The following is a 20,842-nucleotide window of genomic DNA, read 5'->3' on the forward strand; positions in this document are numbered from 1 at the left end:
TTGGCCGGCCCCATCAGGTTGATCAGCGATAGCCGGCTGCGGCGAGCAGGGCGACCAGGTCCATCCGCTTGACCTTCAGCGATTCCGGCGCCGACACGTCGATCCATTCGTCGGGCGAATGGCCCCGGCCGCCGGTCGCCGCGCGCGGGATGGTGATGGCCGGGATGCCCAGGCTCATCGGCACATTGGCGTCGGTCGAGCTGAAGCTCATCCGCGCGGTGACGCCTTCGGCAGCATAGGCAGCGGCGGTCTGGCGGACCAGCGCCGTATCGGCAGTGGTGCTGCCGGCCGGACGATCGCCCACGACCTTCTTGTCGACGCGGATCGGACCTTCCTTGATCGAGCGGGCGCCATTTTCGGTCTCAACGGCCTTGTCCACCGTGGCGAGGAACGCCTGTTCCAGCTTGGCCAGTTCAGCCGCGCTTTCCGATCGCATGTCGACCTGCAGCCAGACTTCCTGCGGGATGGCGTTGACCGAGGAGCCGCCGCCCACGACGCTGGCGCTGTAGGTCGTCTTGGGCGACTGGGGCACCGGAATCTTGTAGAGATCGACGATCGCCTGGCTCATCGCCGTCATCGGATTGACTAGGCCGAAGGCGCCGAAGCTGTGGCCGCCGGGGCCGGTGAAGGTCAGGCGATAGCGCTTTGATCCGACGCCGCCATTGATCAGGCCATCGACCGAGCCATCGTCGATCGAGAAGAAGCTGGCGATGCGGTCCTTGTATTTGCCCTTGTGGAACAGCTGCTTCATGCCGCGCAGGTCGCCCAGGCCTTCCTCGCCGACATCGCCGACGAACAATATGTCCATCGGCGCGCTGATGTTGGCGCCGACGATCGCCTTGATCAGGCTCAACTGGGTGGCGAGGCCGGCGACATCGTCCCCGACGCCGGGCGCGTGGAGCTTGTTGCCCTCGCGCCGGACCGTGACCGGCGTGCCTTCGGGAAAGACGGTGTCGAGATGGGCGGACACGACGATCAGCTTGCCGCCCGGCTTGCCGCTGCCACGGCGCAGGCCCAGCACATTGCCGCCCTCGTCAATTTCGACATCGGTAAGGCCGGCGGCGCGGAACATGTCGGCATAGGCCTTGGCCCGCGCCTCTTCCTTGAAGGGGGGCGCCGGAATCTGGGTCAGGGTCACGATATTGTCGACCCACTGGTCATGTTCGGCCTCCAGCGCGGCGAAGGCGGCCTTGACCGCCGGGCGCGCGCGGATCGCGGCAATGGCGCGGGCATCGGCCGGTGCGGTCGCGCTGGTGGGCGTCGCGGCACGGACCGGAACCGACAGGGCCGTGCTGGCCAATATTATACAGAGCGCGAACCGCTTCATTCTGGACCCCTTTTATGATGGGCGCACCGGCATGGGCGCCGGGGTCCGTCTAACCGGGGAGGCCGGCGCGCATCAATGGCCGATATAGCGGCCAGGGCGGTGGTTGACGAACAGCACGGCGTTGATCGCGGCGGCCGACAGGACGGACAGGCCAAAACGCTCGGCATTGAGGATCGGCAGCGAGGCGAGCAGGATCAGCACATCGCAGGCCATCTGGGTGCGACCGGCATTCCAGCCGCGCGATTTCTGCAGGATCAGCGCGACCACGCCGACGCCGCCCACGCCCGCGCCATGGCGGGCGATGGCGAGGATGCCGAAGCCGATGATCGAGCCGCCGAACAGCGCGGCGAAGAAGGGGCTGATCCGGGCGATCTCCATCGCATAGGGCATGGCAAGGCCGACCCCCATGATCGCGATATTGGCGAACAGGGTCTTGAGGCCGAAGGCCATGCCCATCGCCCGCCCGGCGAACAGGAAGAAGGGGATGTTGATCAGCAGGAACAAAGTCGCGGGCGACAGATGGATCAAATAGGACAGCAGCAGCGCGATGCCGGCCATGCCGCCGGTCACCAGCTTTGCCTGTTTCAGCAGCATCAGCCCCATGGCGATGAAGGCGCAGCCGATGGCGATCGCATAGAAATCCTCGGCAGGACTATGCGGCCGCGCGACATGGGCGGGCGGAACGGGCAGAGCAGGCGACGGCGCCGGGGGCGTCGGGTCGATCGAGGTCATGGCATGTCCGAAAAGCGTGAGCGCCCCGTGCCATCCTCTCTTGTCGTCTTTGTCCGCGCCCATAATCGCAGACGGGCAGTCTGAAAAGGGGCGTTAACCGGCGTCGACCTGTTTCGGGCCGAACTGGTCGATCGCTTCGAACAGGCGTGTGAGCGCGATCCGTTCCTCCGCGTGGATTTCCGGGCGCCAGACTTCGAAAAGCAGGACGACGCGGGTGTCATTGCCCCGGTTCCAGGCCTCATGTTCGATGCTGTCGTCAAAGATCAGCATCTCGCCCGGCGCCCAGGCGCGGGTTTCGGCGCCAACCCGCAGCGCGCAATTGTCGGCCACGATCAGCGGCAGATGACAGATCAGGCGGGTGTTGAGCAGGCCATGATGCGGCTGGATATGGGTGCCGGGCTTGAGCAGCGACCAGAGAGCCATGGGCGAACGGCCGGTGATCATCGGGCGATCGGCATGGTCGAGCGCGGCCATGACGGCGGGGCAGCGCGCGGCATGGTCCGCCACGATCTCGCCCTGTTGCCAGAAATAATAGGCGCCCCAGGAGGGATCGTCGCGCAGCGGGTTGTTGGGCGCCGGGCGATCGGTGGGCGTCTGGACATAGGGCGCGAAATCGGGCGCACCGGCGCGGACGTCGTTCAGTTCGGCGATAATGGCGTCGGTTGCCGCTTCAACCGCCGGTACCCAGGCAAATTCGTCGCGCTCGTAAAAGGCGCGCTGCGGCAGGCCAGGAAAATAGAACATGCTGGGCTGCTGGAGATAAAGCTGCGTCTTGCCCAGCAGCAGGTCGGTCGCTTGGGCAATGCGCGGGAGCGTGGGGAGGCCAGCCATCGCCGCGTCGAGATGATCCTCGAAATCCCGGCTGGCGCCGGCGATCGCCTCCTGCGCGCGTTGCAGCGGCGGTTGCAGAGCGGGCGGGGCGCCATGGGCGGCGGCCTGTGCCAGGGCGCTGCGGAACCAGGATGTCGCGCCGCGCAGATCGCCGCGCCGCTGGAAATTCTGCCCCATGGCGAGTAGTGCGGGCAGGTTGCGCATGTCCTGTTGCAGGATGCGGTTGAGCGCGGCCTGTTCGCCGTCCAGATCACCCAGCCGATTGCAGGCCTGGGCCAGCAGCATGGCCGGCGGATCGGCCATTTCGGAGAGGGTGGCGCGCGCCACTGCCGCGTCGCCGCGGCGCAATGCGGCGATTGCCGCGTCCTGTAAGGTTTGTTCGCGTGCCCGATCCGTCATCCGCCCGCCTTAGCCAGCGGAACGGATGGAAGGAAGCGGCTTATTCGCAGGGCACCAGCGCGGGCTGGGCGCTGCGCCGTGCGGTGGCGATGGCGATCAGATAGATGGCCAGGCCGCCCAGCGACAAGGCGCAGCCGATCCAGCCGGTCGACACCAGGCCATAGCCCGCCGCGATCGACAGGCCGCCGAGCCAAGGGCCGAGCGCATTGGCGATGTTGAAGGCGCTGTGGTGCAGTGCGGCGGCCAGCGTCTGGGCGTCGCCCGCAACATCCATCAGTCGCGCCTGCAACGGCGTGCCCATGCCGCCGCCAATGCCGATCAGGAAGACGATGAGGCTGAGGCTCCAGATATTGCCGGCCATGAAGGGGAAGAGGGCCAGCGCCACGGCGCTCCACACGAGGATGCCGATGACGGTGCGGTTGAGCGCGCGGTCGGCGAGCCAGGCGACGGCGAGATTGCCGACCGTCATGCCCAGGCCAAAGACGATCAGGATCAGCGGCACCAGGGTTTCGGACACATGGGTCACCTCGATCATGGTCGAGGCGACATAGGTGTAGACCGCGAACAGGCCGCCAAAGCCGATCGCGCCGGTCAGCAGGGTCAGCCAGACCTGTGACTTGCCGAGTGCGCTCAACTCGCGCATCGGGCTGGCCTTCGGGTCACCGGCGTCGCGCGGGGCGTAGAGCGCGACCAGGCTCATGGTCAGCACGGCGAGCGCGCAGACCACGAAGAAGCCCGAACGCCAGCCCAGTATCTGGCCCATCCAGTTGGCGACGGGCACGCCCAGCACCGTTGCGATGGTGAGGCCCGACATCACCTTGGCGATCGCCAGGGTGCGCTTCTCGATCGGCACCAGGCTGGCCGCGACCAGCGCCGCGACGCCGAAATAGGCGCCATGGGGCAGGCCCGAAAGGAAGCGGAACAGCAGCATCCAGTGATAGCTGGGCGACAGCGCCGACAGGCCGTTGCCGACCGCGAACATTGCCATCAGCGCGATCAGCAGCGTGCGGCGCGGCAGGCGCGCGGCAAAGGCGGCAATCAGCGGCGCGCCGACCACCACGCCCAACGCATAGGCGCTGATCGCATGGCCGGCGGTCGGCAGGTCGATGTGGAGGTCGCGCGCGAAGAAGGGCAGCAGGCTCATGGAGGCGAATTCGGTCGTGCCGATCGCAAAGGCGCCCACGGACAGCGCGAAAAGGACGAGCGCGGGGTGCGCCTTGTGGGACTGGCTGCCCATGACAAGCTCCATGCTGCAATGCAAAATGACGGAAGTCCGCCAGATGGGCCGAGTGACAGCGATGGTCAAGGCTGCATACGTATGAGATTCTTGCAACTGGCAACGCATCTGGTGCAACGCGGCATCGAATGACGCTTTTCCAATTAATCGTATATGGTATTCATTGAACATGAGCAGGATTGAGATGAACGGGCAGGGTGCCGTGCTGGCGGGGGCTGGCGCCGTGCTGGCGTCGCTGCTGTCGATGAACATGGGCGCGGCCTTTGCCAAGACGCTGTTCCCGATCGTCGGTGCCTATGGCATTGCGGCGCTGCGCATCTTCCTGGCGGCGATCCTGCTGATGCTGTTCCGGCGGCCATGGCGCCGACCGATTCCGGCCGATGTGCGCTGGCCGCTGCTGATCTATGGCGCGACCCTCGCGCTGATGAACCTGCTGATCTATCAGGCGTTCGCCCGCATCCCGCTCGGCATCGCCATGGCCATCGAGGTGACGGGGCCGCTGGCGATCGTGCTGTTCGGGTCGCGCCGGCCGCGTGATTTCCTGTGGCTGGGCGCGGCGGTGATCGGCCTGCTGCTGCTCCTGCCGCTGCGCAGCGATGCCGTGCTTGATCCTTTGGGTGTCATCTTCGCTGTCGGGGCGGCGGCCTGCTGGGCGCTTTATATCCTGACCGGCAAGCGGGTGTCGGGCGCGCTGCGCGGCGATGCGGTCGCCTGGGGCATGCTGGCGGCGGCGATCCTGGTGCTGCCGGTCGGGCTGACCCATGCCGGCGCGTCGCTTTTTTCGCCCTGGGTGCTGATGGTCGGGCTGGCGATCGCCCTGTTGTCGAGCGCCTTGCCCTATTCGCTGGAGATGGAGGCGATGCGGCGCCTGCCCGCACCGGTGTTCGGCCTGTTGCTGAGCGCGGCGCCGGCGATCGGCGCGCTGGCCGGCTTCGTCGTGCTGGGCGAGCGGCTGACCGCGCTGCAGGGCGTGGCGATATTCTGCATCATCGCGGCATCGGGCGGCAGCGCGCTGACGGTGCGTCATGCACCCGCAATCGAGGATGCGCCGCAATAGGGCCGGTCAGCCGCTGACGACGGCCTTGCTGGTATCCAGCATCTTGCCGTTGGTGATGATGACCATGTCGCCGACCTTGGTGACGCCGAACAGCTTCTGCGCAAATTCCTTGGGCACGCCGATGCAGCCATGGGTGGCATAGCCCCATTTGACGTCGCTGCCGTGGATGGCGACGCCGTCGCTGGTCAGCCGCTGCATATAGGGCATGGGCGCGTTGTTGTAGGTGCTGGAATAATGGTCGGCGTCCTTCTGCATGATCGGGAAGGCGCCCAAGGGGCTCTGCTTGTCGGTCGCGCCATAGAGGATGACGGCGGCGCCGATTTCATAGCCGTCGCGGAAGACGGAAAGGGTCTGGGCTTTCAGGTCGACGGTGATGATGACCGGCCCCTTGGCCGGTGCGCCTTCCTCGTCCCAGGCATAGTCGCCATGCTCGAAAGGCCCCTCGATCTTGAGCACGCGCTTGACCGCCAGCGCATGGGGATCGACCTTCATGCCCTGGTCGCTGCGCCGTTCGACCAGCGGCAGCGGCTTGGGTGCGGCGGCGGCCTCGGCCGGTTTGGCCTGGGTCGCGTTGCCGGCGTTGCGATCAATCTTGTCGGTCAGCAGCAGCGCGCCGCCGCCCAGGACGGCGCCGATCAGCAGTTTCGGGCCAAGGCTGCGAGCCAATGTGCCGATGACGCCTGCCATGATCTTCCTCGCTTCATCCTTTGCCGGTCAAGCTAACAGCCTAACCGGCAAAGGTTAAGGTCAGCCTTCGCGCGCCACTTCGGCGGCGGCGATGGCGGTCAGGTTGAGGATGCCGCGCGCGGTGACGCCGGGCGTCAGCACATGGATCGGCTGGGCGGTGCCGATCAGCATCGGCCCGACCGTGGGCGAGCTGGACGAGGCGCCGAGCGCCGTCAGCGTGATATTGGCGGCGTCGAGGTTCGGCATCACCAGCAGGTTGGCCGGCCCCTCGAACCGGGAGTCGGGGATCAGCCGTTCGCGCAGCGCCTGGCTGAGCGCGGCGTCGGCGTGCATTTCGCCATCGACCGCCAGTTCCGGCGCGGCCTGGCGCACCAGGTCGAGCGCGGCGCGCATCTTGCGGGCGCTGGGGCTGTTCGAGGCACCGAAATTGGAGTGCGACAGCAGCGCCACGCGCGGCTTCAGGCCGAAATGCTGCAACTCGGTCGAGGCCAGCAGTGTCATTTCCGCAATCTGGTCCGGCGTCGGGTCCGGCACCATATGGGTGTCGGTGATGAACAGCGCGCCGGCGTCGAGGATCAGGCCCGACAGCGCATAGATGCGGCTGTGGTTGGGCGCGCGATCGATGATGCGCAGCACATGTTCGACCTGGCCCCAATATTCGGAGCGGCCACCGACCAGCGCGGCGTCGACCCGGCCGGTACGCAGCAGCATGGCGGCGGTGACGGTCGGGCGGCGATAGACATGGCGCAGGATTTCGTCTGGCGGCACGCCCTTGCGCGCGGCGATGGCGCGATAGGCCTCGACCAGTTCGCGCATGATGTCATGATCCGTCTCGGGATCGATCACCTCGACATCGCGGTCGAGCTGGAAGCTGAGGCCCATGTCGGCCAGCTTCTGTTCCAGCAGGCGGCGGCGTGCGACGATGGTCGGCTTGACGATGCCTTCGTCCAGACCGTCCTGGATCGCACGCAGCACGCGCTCATCCTCGCCCTCGCCATAGACGATGCGGCACTGGCTGCCGCGCGCGGCGTGGAAGACCGGCAGCATCAGCTGGCCCGAGCGGGTGTTCTGGTGCGATAGGGCGCGCTTATATTCTTCCAGGTCCAGCGTCTTGGTGGCGACGCCGCTGTCCATCGCCGCCTTGGCCACGGCACCGGCAATCTCGCCGATCAGGCGCGGATCGAACGGGGTCGGGATGATGTAATCGGCGCCGAACACCAGCTTGCGACCGCCATAGGCCTGCGCCACGCTGTCATGTGCGGGCATGCGGGCGAGGGCGGCGATCGCGTCGGCGGCGGCGACCTTCATGGCCTCGTTGATCTGGGTCGCGCCGCAATCCAGCGCGCCGCGGAAGATATAGGGGAAGCACAGGACGTTGTTGACCTGGTTCGGATAGTCCGAACGGCCGGTGGCGATGATCGCGTCCGGGCGCACTTCGCGCGCGGCTTCCGGGCGGATTTCCGGCTCCGGATTGGCGAGCGCGAAGATCAGCGGATTGGGCGCCATCAGCGGCAGCCATTCCGGCTTCAGCACGCCCGGCGCCGACAACCCTAAGAACAGGTTGGCGCCTGGCAGCACGTCGGGCAGGGTGCGCGCGTTGGTGTCGCGGGCATAGCGCGCCATGTTGGGCAGCATGCCTTCGCGGCCCGAATGGATGACGCCGTCCTTGTCGGTCATCGTCACATTGTCGATCGGCAGGCCCATCGAGACGAGCAGGTCGACGCAGGCGAGCGCGGCGGCACCGGCGCCCGAGGTGACGAGCTTTGCATCGGCCAGGGTCTTGCCCTGCAGCACCAGCGCGTTGCGCACGGCGGCGGCGACGACGATGGCGGTGCCATGCTGGTCGTCATGGAAGACCGGAATGTTCATCCGTTCCTTCAGGCGCCGTTCGATCTCGAAACATTCGGGCGCCTTGATGTCTTCCAGATTGATGCCGCCAAAGGTCGGCTCCAGCAGGGCGACGGCTTCGACGAACTTGTCCGTGTCGGTGGTGTCGACTTCGATGTCGAACACGTCGATGTCGGCGAATTTCTTGAAGAGGACGGCCTTGCCTTCCATCACCGGCTTCGACGCCAGCGCGCCGATCGCGCCGAGGCCGAGGACGGCGGTGCCGTTGGAGATGACCGCGACCAGATTGCCGCGCGCGGTATAGTCCAGCGCCTTGGCGGGATCGGCAGCGATCTCCTCGCAAGGGGCGGCCACCCCCGGCGAATAGGCCAGCGCCAGATCGCGCTGGTTCACCATGCGCTTGGTCGGCTCGATCGCGAGCTTACCGGGCTGGGGAAGGCGGTGATAGTCTAGGGCGGCGCGGCGGGTGTTATCGTCCATGCGATGCGCCTTAGAGACTGTGTTCCGCTAGGGCAAGCCAGTGCGGTCCGTCCGCGACTCCCACGGCGGCGCAAGGGCATATTGCGCAGCAAGAAAGTCGACGAAGGCGGTTATGGCCAGCGGCGGATTGGCCTGTGGCAGTTGCACGGCATAGAGGGCGACGTCGCTCGACCCTTCATGATCGGGCAGGATCTGGCGCACGTCGCCCTGCGCCAGCGCGTCGCTGATGTCCCACAGCGAACGCAGCGCGATGCCGCTGCCCGACAACGCCAGTTCGCGCACGACTTCGCTGCTGTTGGTGCGGATATGGCTGTGGCCATCGATCGCGACCGGCCCCTTGGGACCGATCAGCCGCCAGGGTAGCTGGCCATCGGCGGCGAGCAGGCGGTGCTGCTTGAGGTCGGCGATGCGCCGCGGCGTGCCGAAGCGCTCAAGATAGGCGGGCGCGGCGCACAGGATGCGGCGATTGGGCGCCAGCCGCCGGGCGGTGAGGCCGGCACCCGGATCGGCGGCGATACGGATGGCCAGGTCCGCCCGGCTTTCGATCAGGTCGACATAGTCGTCCGACAGGTCGAGCCGCAGGTCGACGCGGGGATGGGCGTCCAGGAAAGGCCGGAGATAGGGCGCGAGATGCATGCGGCCAAAGGAGGTCGGGGCGGTGATTCGCAGCGGCCCGGACGCAATCGCCGACACGCCCGACACGCGACGTTCGGCTTCGTCGAGGGAGGCGAGGATCGCGCGCAGGTCGCCATGGAGCCGCTCGCCCGCCGGGGTCAGCGCGAGCCGGCGGGTGGTGCGGTGGATCAGCCGGGCGCCCAGCCTGTCCTCCAGCCGGGCCAGCCGCTTGGACATCATCGCTGGCGATATGTGGAGCCGCCGTCCGGCGGCGGCCAGCCCGCCTTCATCGACGATGCTCACGAACAATTCATGGTCCGGGTCCATCATATTCGTTCACCACGGGAAAGTCTCTATTCGAATAATAGCGTATACACGGCATAATTGGAAAGGCGTAAAAGGACGGCATAGCAAGGAGTGGATTGCATGACCGACCGCATGATCGACCGCGCCGGCCTGAAGGTCGCCGCAACGCTGGCCGACTTCATCGAGCAGCGCGCGCTGCCGGGCACGGGCATTGATGCCGACGCCTTCTGGGCGGGCACTGCCGACATATTGGCGCGCTTCACCCCCGACAATGCGGCGCTGCTGCGCACGCGCGATGACCTGCAGACGCAGATCGATGCCTGGCATCAGGTGCGCCGGGGACAGGCGCACAACGCCGCTGCCTATCAGGCCTTCCTGCGCGAGATCGGCTATCTGGTCGAGGAACCGGCGCCGTTCGGGATCGGCAGCGAGAATGTCGATGCCGAAGTCGCCCGCATGGCCGGGCCGCAGCTGGTCGTCCCGATCCTCAACGCCCGTTTCCTGCTCAACGCCGCCAATGCGCGCTGGGGCAGCCTGTATGACGCGCTCTATGGCACGGACGCCATAGCGGGCGCGGCTTCGGGCAAGGGCTATGATGCGGCGCGCGGGGCGCAGGTCATCGCCTGGGCCAAGGCATTTCTGGACGATGCCCTTCCGCTGGCGACGGGACGCTGGGCCGATCTGGCGGGCGGAGAAATCGTCCTGGCCGATCCGGCGCAGTTCGTCGGCACGAGTGCGAAGGGCAAGCTGTTCCGCCATAATGGCCTGCATATCGAGGTCGTCTTCGACCCGGCCCACCCGATCGGCGCGACCGATCCCGCCGGCATATCCGACGTTATCCTGGAATCCGCGCTGACCACCATCTGCGACCTGGAGGATTCGGTCGCGGCGGTCGATGCTGCGGACAAGGTTACCGCCTATGCCAACTGGCTGGGGCTGATGCAGGGCGACCTGACCGAGACGTTCGAGAAGGGCGGGAAGTCGATGACCCGCGCGCTTAATCCCGATCGCGCTTATGTTGCGCCCGATGGCAGCGCCTTCACGCTGCCGGGCCGCAGCCTGTTGTTCGTCCGCAATGTCGGTCATCTGATGACCACGTCGGCGATCGCGCTGCCCGATGGGCAGGACGCGCCCGAGGGGATCATCGACGGCATCGTCACCAGCCTGATCGCGCTGCATGATCTGGCCAAGGCGGATGGCAACAGCCGGGCGGGCAGCGTCTATATCGTCAAGCCCAAGATGCACGGGCCGCAGGAAGCGGCCTTCACCAACCGCCTGTTCGATGCGATCGAGGATATGCTGGGCATGGCGCGCCACACGATCAAGGTCGGGGTGATGGATGAAGAGCGGCGCACATCGGCCAATCTGGCAGCCTGCATCCATGCCGTCCGCGACCGGATCGTCTTCATCAATACCGGCTTCCTCGACCGCACCGGGGACGAGATGCACACGTCGATGCAGGCCGGGCCGATGATCCGCAAGGGCGAGATGAAGGCGAGCGACTGGATCACGGCCTATGAGGATCGCAACGTCCAGATCGGCCTGGCCTGCGGCCTGTCGGGCCGGGCGCAGATCGGCAAGGGCATGTGGGCGGCGCCCGACCGCATGGCCGACATGCTGGAGCAGAAGATCGGCCATCCCCGGAGCGGCGCCAACACCGCCTGGGTTCCGTCCCCGACGGCGGCGACGCTGCACGCGACCCATTATCATCGCATCGACGTCTTCGCCCGTCAGGAAGAACGCAAGGCCGAGGGCATCGCGTCGCTCGACCGGCTGCTGACCATGCCCGTCGCGGTCGGCCGCAATTTCTCCGAAGAAGAGATTGCGCAGGAACTGGACAATAATGCGCAGGGCATATTGGGCTATGTCGTCCGCTGGATCGACCAGGGCGTCGGCTGTTCCAAGGTTCCCGATATCCATGATGTCGGCCTGATGGAGGATCGTGCGACCTTGCGCATTTCTTCGCAGCATATGGCCAACTGGCTGCTGCACGGCGTCTGCACTGCGGAACAGGTTGATGCTGCGCTGACCCGCATGGCGGCCAAGGTCGATGCGCAGAATGAAGCCGATCCGCTCTATCAGCCGATGAGCGGGCGCGAGGGCGAGAGCCTGGCCTTCCAGACGGCGCGCGCCCTGGTGTTCGAGGGTGTCGAGCAGCCCAATGGCTATACCGAGCCGTTGCTGCACGCCTATCGCGCCCGTGCCAAGGCGGAGGAAGTCCTCGAGATAGCGTAAACTTCGCTGTCACTCTTTCCCATGCTGCGTTAGCCCTGATCGGGTCGCAGCATGGGAGAGGCGCCATGACCATCATCGTCCATCATCTGAACAATAGTCGTTCGCAGCGCATCCTGTGGCTGCTAGAGGAGCTGGGCGAGGCTTACGAAGTGCGCCGCTATGAGCGGGACCGCAAGACGATGCGCGCGCCCGCCGCCCTGCGCGCCGTCCATCCGCTCGGCCGGTCGCCGGTGGTGGAGGTGGATGGCCATCGGCTGATCGAGACCGGGGCGATCATGGAATATCTGGTCGCACGGGCCGGTGGTCGCTTCGGCGCGCCGACTGATGCGGAAAGCGCGATCCGCTGGCGCCAGTTTCTCCATTATGCCGAAGGATCGATGATGCCGCCGCTGCTGGCCCTGCTGGTGGTCGGCAAGCTGGGCCTGCTTGGCCGACCGGCACGGCCGACGGTGCAGGAGATGCTGGACGATCATCTCGACTGGCTGGAAAGCGAACTGGCAAGCCGGCCCTATTTCGCCGGGCCGGACTTCTCCGCCGCCGACATGATGATGAGCTTTCCGATCGAGGCGTCGCGGGCACGCGGCGGGCTTGACGAATCGCGTCCGCATCTGATCGGGTGGCTGGAGAGAATACAGGCGCGGCCCGCCTATCAGGCCGCGCTGCGCACCGGGGGACATTATGCTTACGCCTGATCGCCGCACCTTGCTTCGCTATGCCGCTGCCGGGGTCGCCACTTCGCTGGTCAGCCCGCGCCTGTTCGCGCAGGAAAAGGCAATCGAGGCGCTCCAGTCGATCACGCGCGACGTCACCCCGATCGGCAAGGCCGAGCGCGCCGACCGGCTGGCGCGGGCGCAGAAGATGATGCAGGCACAGGGCATCGACGCGCTGCTGGTCGAGCCGGGCGCGAGCCTCATCTATTATAGCGGCATTCGCTGGTGGCGCTCCGAGCGGCTGACCGCGCTGGTCATTCCGGCCAGCGGCACGCCTCTGGTCGTCTGCCCCTTTTTCGAGAAGCCCTCGATCGACGAATCGCTCGCCATTCCGGCCGAGGTCCGCGTCTGGCAGGAGCATGAAAGCCCCTATGCGCCGATCGCCGATTATCTGAAGGCGCGGGGCCTCGACAAGGGGCGGATCGGCATCGAGGAGACGGTCCGCTATTTCGCGGTCGATGGGCTGAAGGCCGCGCTGCCCGCCGCGACCCTGGCGAAAGACCCGGTGACCCGCGCCATCCGCATGCGCAAGACGGCGGCCGAGATCGCGCTGATGCAGAAGGCGGCGGATGTCACCATGGGCGCCTATCGCTGGACCCATCCGCAGGTGAAGGCGGGCATGACCCCGGCCGATATCGGCGCGCTGATGACGGCCGCGACCAGTGCGCTGGGCGGCAAGGGTGAGTTCAACCTGATCCTGCTCGGCGAAGCGGCCGCCTATCCGCATGGCTCGGGCAAACCGCAGTCGGTACGCGCGGGCGAGGTGGTGCTGATGGATTGCGGCTGCACGGTCGAGGATTATCAGTCCGACATCAGTCGCACCTTCGTCTACGGCGCGGCACCCACGGCGCAGCAGCGCAAGGTGTGGGACGAAGTGGCGCAGGGGCAGCAGGTCGCGATCCGGGCGGCGAAGCTGGGCGTGGCGGCCGGCACGGTCGACGATGCGGTTCGCACTTATTATGAGAAACTGGGCTACGGCCCCGGCTACAAGCTGCCCGGCCTGTCCCACCGCACCGGTCACGGCATCGGCATGGAGGGGCATGAACCGGTCAATCTCGTCCATGGCGAGACGACCAAGCTGGACATCGGCATGTGCTTCTCCAACGAACCGGGCCTTTACCTGCCCGGCACAATGGGCGTGCGCATGGAGGATTGCTTCCACATGACCGCGCAGGGGCCGCAATGGTTCTCTAAGCCGCCGGTGTCGATCGAGGAACCGATGGGGTAATTCCTCCCCGGACCGGGGAGGGGGACCGCGCCCGGAAGGGCGTGGTGGAGGGGCAGGCGCCATGAGCGCTTCGCGTGACTGAAAGTCTCCGACTGCCCGCCGGTGCCCCTCCGTCGGCGCTTCGCGCCGCCACCTCCCCGTGCCGGGGAGGAATAGACCAAATCCCCCGCTTGTGCGGCGGGCCGCTTCCCACTAAATCGCGCGCATGACCTCGACCAACGACATTCGCCGCAGCTTCCTCGATTATTTCGGGGCCAATGGCCACACCATCGTTCCGTCCGCGCCGCTGGTGCCGCACAACGACCCGACGCTGATGTTCGTGAACGCCGGCATGGTGCCGTTCAAGAATGTCTTCACCGGTCTGGAAACCCGCCCCTACAAGACCGCGACGTCGAGCCAGAAATCGGTTCGCGCCGGCGGCAAGCACAATGATCTGGACAATGTCGGCTATACCGCGCGCCACCACACCTTCTTCGAAATGCTGGGCAATTTCAGCTTCGGCGACTATTTCAAGGAACAGGCGATCCATCATGCCTGGACCCTGCTGACCAAGGAATGGGGGCTGCCCGCGGAAAAGCTGACGACGACCGTCTATCACACGGACGACGAGGCGTTCGACCTGTGGAAGAAGATCGCGGGGCTCCCCGATCACAAGATCATCCGCATCCCGACCAAGGATAATTTCTGGGCGATGGGCGACAGCGGCCCGTGCGGTCCCTGCTCGGAAATCTTCTACGACCATGGCGACCATATCTGGGGTGGCCCTCCGGGATCGCCGGAGGAGGATGGCGACCGCTTCGTCGAGATCTGGAACCTGGTCTTCATGCAATATGAGCAGGAAGCCAATGAGATTGTCAGCGAACTGCCGAGACCCTCGATCGACACCGGCATGGGGCTGGAGCGGATCGCGGCCGTCATGCAGGGCGTCCATAACAATTATGATATCGACACGTTCAAGGCGCTGATCGCCGAGAGCGGCGCGCTGACCCGCACCGCGACCGACGGCGAGTTTCAGGCCAGCCACCGCGTCATCGCCGACCATCTGCGCTCGACCAGCTTCCTGATCGCCGACGGCGTGCTGCCGGCGAACGAAGGCCGTGGCTATGTGCTGCGCCGGATCATGCGCCGCGCGATGCGCCATGCGCACATCATCGGTGCCAAGGATCCGCTGATGTATCGCCTGGTGTCGAGCCTGGTGTCGGAAATGGGCGGCGCCTATCCCGAACTGGTCCGCGCCCAGCCGCTGATCGAGGAAACGCTGCTGCGCGAGGAAACCCGGTTCCGCAAGACGCTGGAAAACGGCCTCAAGCTGCTGGACGAGGCGACCGCTGATCTGGCCGAGGGCGCGACCCTGTCGGGCGAGACCGCGTTCAAGCTCTATGACACCTATGGCTTCCCCTATGACCTGACCGAGGATGCGCTGCGGACCCAGGGCCTGTCTGTCGACCGCGCCGGCTTCGACGCCGCCATGGCCGAGCAGAAGGCCGCGGCGCGCGCCGCCTGGAAGGGATCGGGCGAGAAGGCGTCGGACGAGATCTGGTACGATATCGCCGAAACGCTCGGCAGCACCGAGTTCATCGGCTATGCCTCGACCAAGGGCGAGGGCGAAGTGCTGGCCATCATCAAGGATGGCGCGCGGGTCGATGCGGCGTCGGCCGGCGAAAAGGTGACGATCATCACCAACCAGACGCCCTTCTATGGCGAGAGCGGCGGCCAGAATGGCGACGCCGGCACGATCACCACGCTGGGCGGCCTGGTGGCCGAGGTTGCCGATACGTCCAAGCCGCTCGGCCGCCTGCATGCGCATCAGGCGGTGATCAGCGCGGGCAGCGTCAAGGTCGGCGATACCGTCAACCTGACGGTGGATGTCGAACGCCGCGATCGCATCCGCGCCAATCACAGCGCCACTCACCTGCTCCATGCCGCGCTGCGCAAGGAAGTGGGTGGCCATGTCACCCAGAAGGGCAGCATGGTCGCGGCCGACCGCTTGCGCTTCGACTTCTCGCATCCCGAGGCGCTCACCCAGGCGCAGATCGCCAAGGTCGAGGCCGACGTGAACGCGCAGATCCGTCATAATGACGAGGTCATGACCCGGCTGATGACCCCGGACGACGCGATCGCTGCCGGCGCGATGGCGCTGTTCGGCGAGAAATATGGCGATGAAGTCCGCGTCCTCTCGATGGGTAAGGGCGACGACCATAGCTATTCGGTCGAACTGTGCGGCGGCACCCATGTCCGCGCGCTCGGCGACATCGCCCTGTTCAAGATCGTGTCGGAAAGCGCCGTATCCTCGGGCGTGCGCCGGATCGAGGCGCTGACCGGTGAGGCTGCGCGCCTGTGGCTGGTCGAGCGCGACGAGAAGCTGCGCCAGACGGCAGCGGCGCTCAAGACCACGCCGGAAGAGGTGCCCGCGCGCATCGCCGCGCTGGTCGAGCAGAGCCGCAAGCTGGAGCGGGAACTGGCCGAAGCCAAGAAGGCATTGGCGCTGGGCGGTGGCGGTTCGGCCAAGCCGGCCGGTCCCGAGAAGGTCGGCAGCGTCGACTTCCTGGGCCAGGTGATCGACGGCCTCGACCCCAAGGAACTGCGTGGCATTGTCGACGGCAACAAGAAGACGCTCGGCAGCGGCGTGTCGGCCGTGCTGGCCGTGGTCGATGGGCGCGCGACCATTGCCGTGGGCGTGACCGACGACCTGACCGGTAGCTTCAGCGCGGTCGATCTGGTCCGTGCAGGCGTCGAGGCGCTGGGCGGCAAGGGCGGTGGCGGCCGTGCCGACATGGCCCAGGGCGGCGGCCCCGATGGCGACAAGGCGCAGGCCGCGATCGACGCGGTCAAGACCGCACTCGCCAGCGTTCCGGCCTGACAAGATGGGGAGGCGCGCCGCCGGTGCGCCTTTCGTCCTTATGCTGCGCCTGATCCTCGCATCCTGTCTGCTCGCCCTGCCGATGACGGCGCGGGCGGGCGAGGCGGTGACCATCACCTCGCCCGCGCCGTTGCCGGCCGCGCATGATCGCGCGCGTCTGTTCCTGGGCGGCAGCATCGACATGGGCAAGGCGACCGACTGGCAGCGCGACATGATCGCGGCGCTGGCCGACGAGAAGGTGACGATCCTGAACCCGCGCCGGGCCGACTGGAACCCGGCCTGGAAGCCCGAAGCCAGCGATCCCCATTTCCGCCAACAGGTGGAGTGGGAACTGGCGGCGCTCGACAGCGCCGACATCATCATCCTCTATCTGGCGCCGGGCACGCAAAGCCCGGTCAGCCTGCTGGAAATGGGCCTGCATGCGCGCGGTGGAAAATTGGTCGTGCTGTGTCCCGACGGCTTCTGGCGCAAGGGCAATGTCGACATCACTGCCGCCCGCTATGGCGTAGAACAGGTGTCGACGATCGAGGAACTGACCGCCGTGGTCCGTCGGCGCATCGGCACGGTCAACACGGCGCTGTCCGCAGCCGATTGACCCGCCCCTGCGCGCCTGACAGGGTGCGGTTCAGGGGGATATATGGCCAGCATTGCAAGCACATCGTCGCAGCCCAAGGGGATTGCGCCCGACCGTTATGAACGCGTCCTGGCGGTGGCGTCCGTCATCCTGCTCGCCGTGGTGCTGACCGCGATCGGGCGGGGGCATGGGCAGTGGGGGCAGGTGCCGGGCCTCGTCTGGTTCCATCTGCTGACGATCCTGGTCGCGTTGGCGCTGACGCCGGTGATGCTGTTGCGGCAGCGCGGCGATGGGTGGCATCGCTGGCTGGGCTGGGTGTGGAGCGGCGCGCTGTTCCTGACCGCGCTCGACAGTTTCCTGCTGCACGGGCCGGGCAGCCGGTTCAGCATCATCCATATCCTGTCGATCTTCACCCTGATCCAGGTGCCGATCATCGTGCTGTCTGCGCGGCGCCATGACCTCAAGCGCCATCGCCGGTCGGTGCGCGGCATGGTGACGGGCGCGCTGCTGATCGCCGGCTTCTTCACCTTCCCGTTCGACCGGATGCTGGGCCACTGGCTGTTTGGCTGAGCCGGGCTTAAGAGGCTGCCATGGATCTGACAGCGTTGATCGACGATATCGTGGCCGCCATGGCCAGGGAGACGGAGCGGGGCACTGTCGCCAGCTATATCCCCGAACTGGCGAAGGTGGATGCCGGCCAGTTCGGGGTCGCCATCGCCACCGCCGACGGGCGGCTGTTGACCGGCGGCGACGCTGACACCGGCTTTTCGATCCAGTCCATTTCCAAGGTGTTCGCGCTGACGCTGGCGCTGGGCAAGGTCGGCGACCAGCTGTGGGACCGGGTCGGGCGTGAGCCGTCGGGCAATGCCTTCAACTCCATCGTCCAGCTGGAGCAGGAACATGGCATCCCGCGCAATCCCTTCATCAATGCCGGGGCGATCGTGGTGGCCGACGTCAATCTGGGCGGGCATCAGCCGCGCGTGGCGATCGGCGAGATGCTGCGCTTCGTCCGCTATCTGGCCGGCGACGACGCGATCCGCATCAATGAGGAGGTCGCCGCGTCGGAAACGGCGACCGGTTATCGCAACATGGCGCTCGCCAATTACATGCGCGCCTTCAACAATGTCCGCCACCCGGTCGATCTGGTGCTGGGCAGCTATTTCCATCAATGCGCGATCGAGATGAGTTGTCGGCAATTGGCGCTGGCGGGCCGATACCTGATGCTGGATGGACGCCATCCCGAGGGCGGACGGGTCGTGTCGACCAGCCGGGCACGGCGCATCAACGCGCTGATGCTGACCTGCGGCCATTATGATGCATCGGGCGATTTTGCGTTCCGGGTCGGCATTCCCGGCAAGTCGGGCGTGGGCGGCGGTATATTGGCGATCGTGCCGGGCCGCGCGGCGATCGCGGTCTGGTCGCCGGGCCTCAACGCCAGCGGCAACAGTGCGCTGGGCACCAAAGCGCTGGAGATGCTGGCGCGGCGGACCGGCTGGTCGGTGTTCAGCCCGCCCGAAGTGCATCAGGGCTGACGCGGCGACGCGACAGTCGAAGTTCACAGTGTCGTCAGCATGGATTTGGGCCATTTGCACCGGAAACGCGCCTGCCACGCGCCACCGACGCGACAGTGACGTAACAATCGGGTCACGGCCACGCACCTTCGACGCGACAGTGAAGCGACAGCCAGGCGACAGCGACGCGACAGTTGCGGTCGATATGGGGCGATGTCGTGCAGGCGTTTCATCGCGGAGGATAGAACAGAGATCAGCGCAATAGGAAAGGCTGATGCCCTCAGGGCACCTCGTCCTGGCGCAGGCGGCGCAGGCGGGGGGCGGACTGGAGTTGGGCGGCTTCCTTGATGCCGACGCGCAGATCCTCGCGCGCCTGGTGGATCGAGGCGATCACCGGTCCCATGGCGACGCCGAGGTCGACCAGCGCGGTTTCGGCCAGTTGCAGCGAGCTTTCGAGCGTTTCGGGCACGGCGTCGCTGGCGCCGGCCTTGTAGAGATGGGCGGCATGATCGGCGTCGCGGGCGCGGGCGATGATCGGCAGGTCGGGCACCCAGCCACGCACCCGCTTGGTGACGCGCACCGACAGGACCGGATCGTCCATCGTCAGGATAAGTGCGCGGGCATGGCCAAGGCGCAGGCGGTCGAGCATCTCCGCACGTGCGACGTCACCGAAGAGGATCGGATAGCCCAGGCGGCGGGCCTCGGCGACGACATCGGGATCGGATTCGACGACGATGAAGCGCTGGCCATGGGTCTTGAGCAGGTCGCAGACCATCTGGCCGACGCGGCCGAAACCGATGACGACGGCGGCCGCCTCGGTCTGGTCCGGTTCGCTCTCGACCCGTTCCTCGCCAATGGCATTTTCCAGCCGCTGGGCGATGTCATGGCCGAAGCGCGCGAGCAGCGGCGTGATGGTGAGGCCGATGGCGGTGACGATCTGCCAGAAGGCGGCGGTGGAGGGGAGGATCAGCTTGGCCGCGGCGGCCGCCGACAGCACGATCAGCGTGGTTTCCGATGGGCTGGACATCAGCACGCCGACTTCCAGCGCGACGCCTTTGCGCACGCCCGAGAAATAAAGAAGCAGGCCGGTGACCAATGTCTTGGCAACGACGACGCCCAGCACGGCCAGCAACAGGCTGGGCCAGTTGGCGAGGATGACGCGCAGGTCCAGGCTCATGCCCACGGTGATGAGGAAGACGCCGAGCGCCAGCCCCTTGAACGGCGCGGTCATCACCTCGACCTCGCCATGATAGTCTGTCTCCGCGATCAGCAGGCCCGCGAGCAGGGCGCCGACGATCGGCGACAGGCCGGCGATCGAGGTGGCGAGGCTGGAGAGGATGACGACCAGCAGGCTGGCGGCGAGGAAGACTTCCGGGCTCTTGGTGCGTGCCGCCTGACGGAAGATATGGGGCAGGAAGATGCGGCCGAAGACCAGCATCACCGCGATGGTGAGGCCGCCCTTGAGCAGGGTGGTCGCCAGTTCGTTCCAGGCCGCGTCGGGGCTGGTCGCGACCGATGGCGCCAGCGCGCCGAGCATGAAGATGATCGGCACCAGCGCCAGATCCTCGAACAGCAGCATCGAGAAGGCGGAGCGGCCGACCGCGCTCTGGGTGCCGACCATCGGCAGCACCACGGCGGTGGAGGACAGGGCAAGGGCAAGGCCGAGGCCGATCGCGCCGGCGGTCGGCTGTCCCAGCAGATAGAGGCCCATGGCAATGAGCGCGGCGCTGCCCAGCAATTCGGTCGCGCCGACGCCGAACACCTGGGCGCGCATGCTCCACAATCGCCGGAAGCTCAGTTCCAGACCTATGGAGAAGAGCAATAATATGACGCCCAATTCGGCAAATGGCTCAATCGCCGCCCGGTTGGAGATGGTGACATGATAGAGCCAGGGATATTGGCCGACCAGCGAGCCAAGTCCTGCCGGACCGACGGCAAGTCCCACCAGGATGAAACCGATGACGGGACTGATGCGGAAGCGGGCGAAACCGGGAATGACCAGGCCCGCAGCCCCCAGGATGACGAGGGAGTCGCTGAAGCTTTGCGGATTGATTGCATCGGTCATGAGGCATCATTGCGGGTGACGCACGGAAATGCCAGCCTTTTGCCAAAAGAATTCCGGGCAAATTGCCGGGCACAGGCGGGTGCGGGATGATATGACATTTGCGTTACCGGCCTGTAATTTTCCGGACATCCCGGTGCAAA

Annotated in this window: 16 protein-coding genes; 8 read left to right on the forward strand and 8 right to left on the reverse strand. The window is 66.4% G+C overall.

Annotation, left to right across the window (positions count from 1 at the left end):
- Positions 1–22: 22 nt before the first annotated feature.
- The 4 genes from DIZ22_RS04335 to DIZ22_RS04350 all read right to left on the reverse strand — a co-directional run bounded on the left by DIZ22_RS04335 (position 23) and on the right by DIZ22_RS04350 (position 4,526).
- The gene (locus DIZ22_RS04335; protein WP_048938419.1) at positions 23–1,327 is read right to left on the reverse strand and encodes a M20/M25/M40 family metallo-hydrolase; all 1,305 of its coding nucleotides are present in this window, start codon (positions 1,325–1,327) and stop codon (positions 23–25) included.
- A 72-nt stretch (positions 1,328–1,399) separates the two neighbouring features.
- Positions 1,400–2,059, reverse strand: a complete 660-nt coding sequence (locus DIZ22_RS04340; protein ID WP_004207693.1) for a YitT family protein — start codon at positions 2,057–2,059, stop codon at positions 1,400–1,402.
- A gap of 93 nt (positions 2,060–2,152) precedes the next feature.
- Entirely contained in the window at positions 2,153–3,289 is a 1,137-nt protein-coding gene (locus DIZ22_RS04345) for an aspartyl/asparaginyl beta-hydroxylase domain-containing protein (protein ID WP_048938420.1), read from the reverse strand.
- Positions 3,290–3,329: 40 nt separating this feature from the next.
- The gene (locus DIZ22_RS04350) at positions 3,330–4,526 is read right to left on the reverse strand and encodes an MFS transporter (RefSeq protein ID WP_048938448.1); all 1,197 of its coding nucleotides are present in this window, start codon (positions 4,524–4,526) and stop codon (positions 3,330–3,332) included.
- Between the two features lie 184 nt (positions 4,527–4,710).
- Here DIZ22_RS04350 and DIZ22_RS04355 point away from each other — a divergent pair, with 184 nt between their 5' ends.
- Positions 4,711–5,583, forward strand: a complete 873-nt coding sequence (locus tag DIZ22_RS04355; protein WP_037507587.1) for an EamA family transporter — start codon at positions 4,711–4,713, stop codon at positions 5,581–5,583.
- A 6-nt stretch (positions 5,584–5,589) separates the two neighbouring features.
- Here the strand turns inward: DIZ22_RS04355 and DIZ22_RS04360 are convergent, their stop codons facing one another.
- Genes DIZ22_RS04360 through DIZ22_RS04370 form a run of 3 tightly spaced genes read right to left on the reverse strand, consistent with a single transcriptional unit; the run spans position 5,590 to position 9,543 of the window.
- A complete protein-coding gene (locus tag DIZ22_RS04360) occupies positions 5,590–6,270 on the reverse strand; it encodes a L,D-transpeptidase family protein (protein ID WP_010337124.1) in 681 nt (226 codons plus the stop codon).
- Between the two features lie 60 nt (positions 6,271–6,330).
- A complete protein-coding gene (locus tag DIZ22_RS04365) occupies positions 6,331–8,598 on the reverse strand; it encodes an NADP-dependent malic enzyme (protein ID WP_004207688.1) in 2,268 nt (755 codons plus the stop codon).
- A 27-nt stretch (positions 8,599–8,625) separates the two neighbouring features.
- Positions 8,626–9,543, reverse strand: coding sequence for a LysR family transcriptional regulator (locus tag DIZ22_RS04370; RefSeq protein ID WP_048938421.1), 918 nt, complete (start codon positions 9,541–9,543; stop codon positions 8,626–8,628).
- Positions 9,544–9,639: 96 nt separating this feature from the next.
- Here DIZ22_RS04370 and DIZ22_RS04375 point away from each other — a divergent pair, with 96 nt between their 5' ends.
- The 7 genes from DIZ22_RS04375 (at position 9,640) to DIZ22_RS04405 (ending at position 18,658) form a co-directional block, all read left to right on the forward strand.
- Positions 9,640–11,754, forward strand: a complete 2,115-nt coding sequence (locus DIZ22_RS04375; protein ID WP_048938422.1) for a malate synthase G — start codon at positions 9,640–9,642, stop codon at positions 11,752–11,754.
- 65 nt (positions 11,755–11,819) lie between these two features.
- Positions 11,820–12,446, forward strand: a complete 627-nt coding sequence (locus tag DIZ22_RS04380) for a glutathione S-transferase (protein ID WP_048938423.1) — start codon at positions 11,820–11,822, stop codon at positions 12,444–12,446.
- Positions 12,433–13,692 (forward strand): Xaa-Pro peptidase family protein, encoded by a 1,260-nt coding sequence (locus DIZ22_RS04385; RefSeq protein WP_048938424.1) that lies wholly within the window; start codon positions 12,433–12,435, stop codon positions 13,690–13,692. The genes DIZ22_RS04380 and DIZ22_RS04385 overlap by 14 nt, the downstream gene beginning before the upstream one ends.
- A 205-nt stretch (positions 13,693–13,897) precedes the next feature.
- Entirely contained in the window at positions 13,898–16,552 is a 2,655-nt protein-coding gene (gene alaS, locus DIZ22_RS04390) for an alanine--tRNA ligase (protein ID WP_122927969.1), read from the forward strand.
- A gap of 4 nt (positions 16,553–16,556) precedes the next feature.
- Positions 16,557–17,147 (forward strand): nucleoside 2-deoxyribosyltransferase domain-containing protein, encoded by a 591-nt coding sequence (locus DIZ22_RS04395; protein WP_234415607.1) that lies wholly within the window; start codon positions 16,557–16,559, stop codon positions 17,145–17,147.
- A 42-nt stretch (positions 17,148–17,189) separates the two neighbouring features.
- Positions 17,190–17,696 (forward strand): membrane protein, encoded by a 507-nt coding sequence (locus DIZ22_RS04400; RefSeq protein WP_048938427.1) that lies wholly within the window; start codon positions 17,190–17,192, stop codon positions 17,694–17,696.
- A gap of 20 nt (positions 17,697–17,716) precedes the next feature.
- Entirely contained in the window at positions 17,717–18,658 is a 942-nt protein-coding gene (locus DIZ22_RS04405; RefSeq protein ID WP_048938428.1) for a glutaminase, read from the forward strand.
- Between the two features lie 259 nt (positions 18,659–18,917).
- Here the strand turns inward: DIZ22_RS04405 and DIZ22_RS04410 are convergent, their stop codons facing one another.
- A complete protein-coding gene (locus DIZ22_RS04410) occupies positions 18,918–20,702 on the reverse strand; it encodes a cation:proton antiporter (RefSeq protein ID WP_048938429.1) in 1,785 nt (594 codons plus the stop codon).
- Positions 20,703–20,842: the final 140 nt, after the last annotated feature.

Source organism: Sphingobium sp. LF-16, assembly GCF_003711185.1.
GTDB lineage: Bacteria > Pseudomonadota > Alphaproteobacteria > Sphingomonadales > Sphingomonadaceae > Sphingobium > Sphingobium yanoikuyae_A.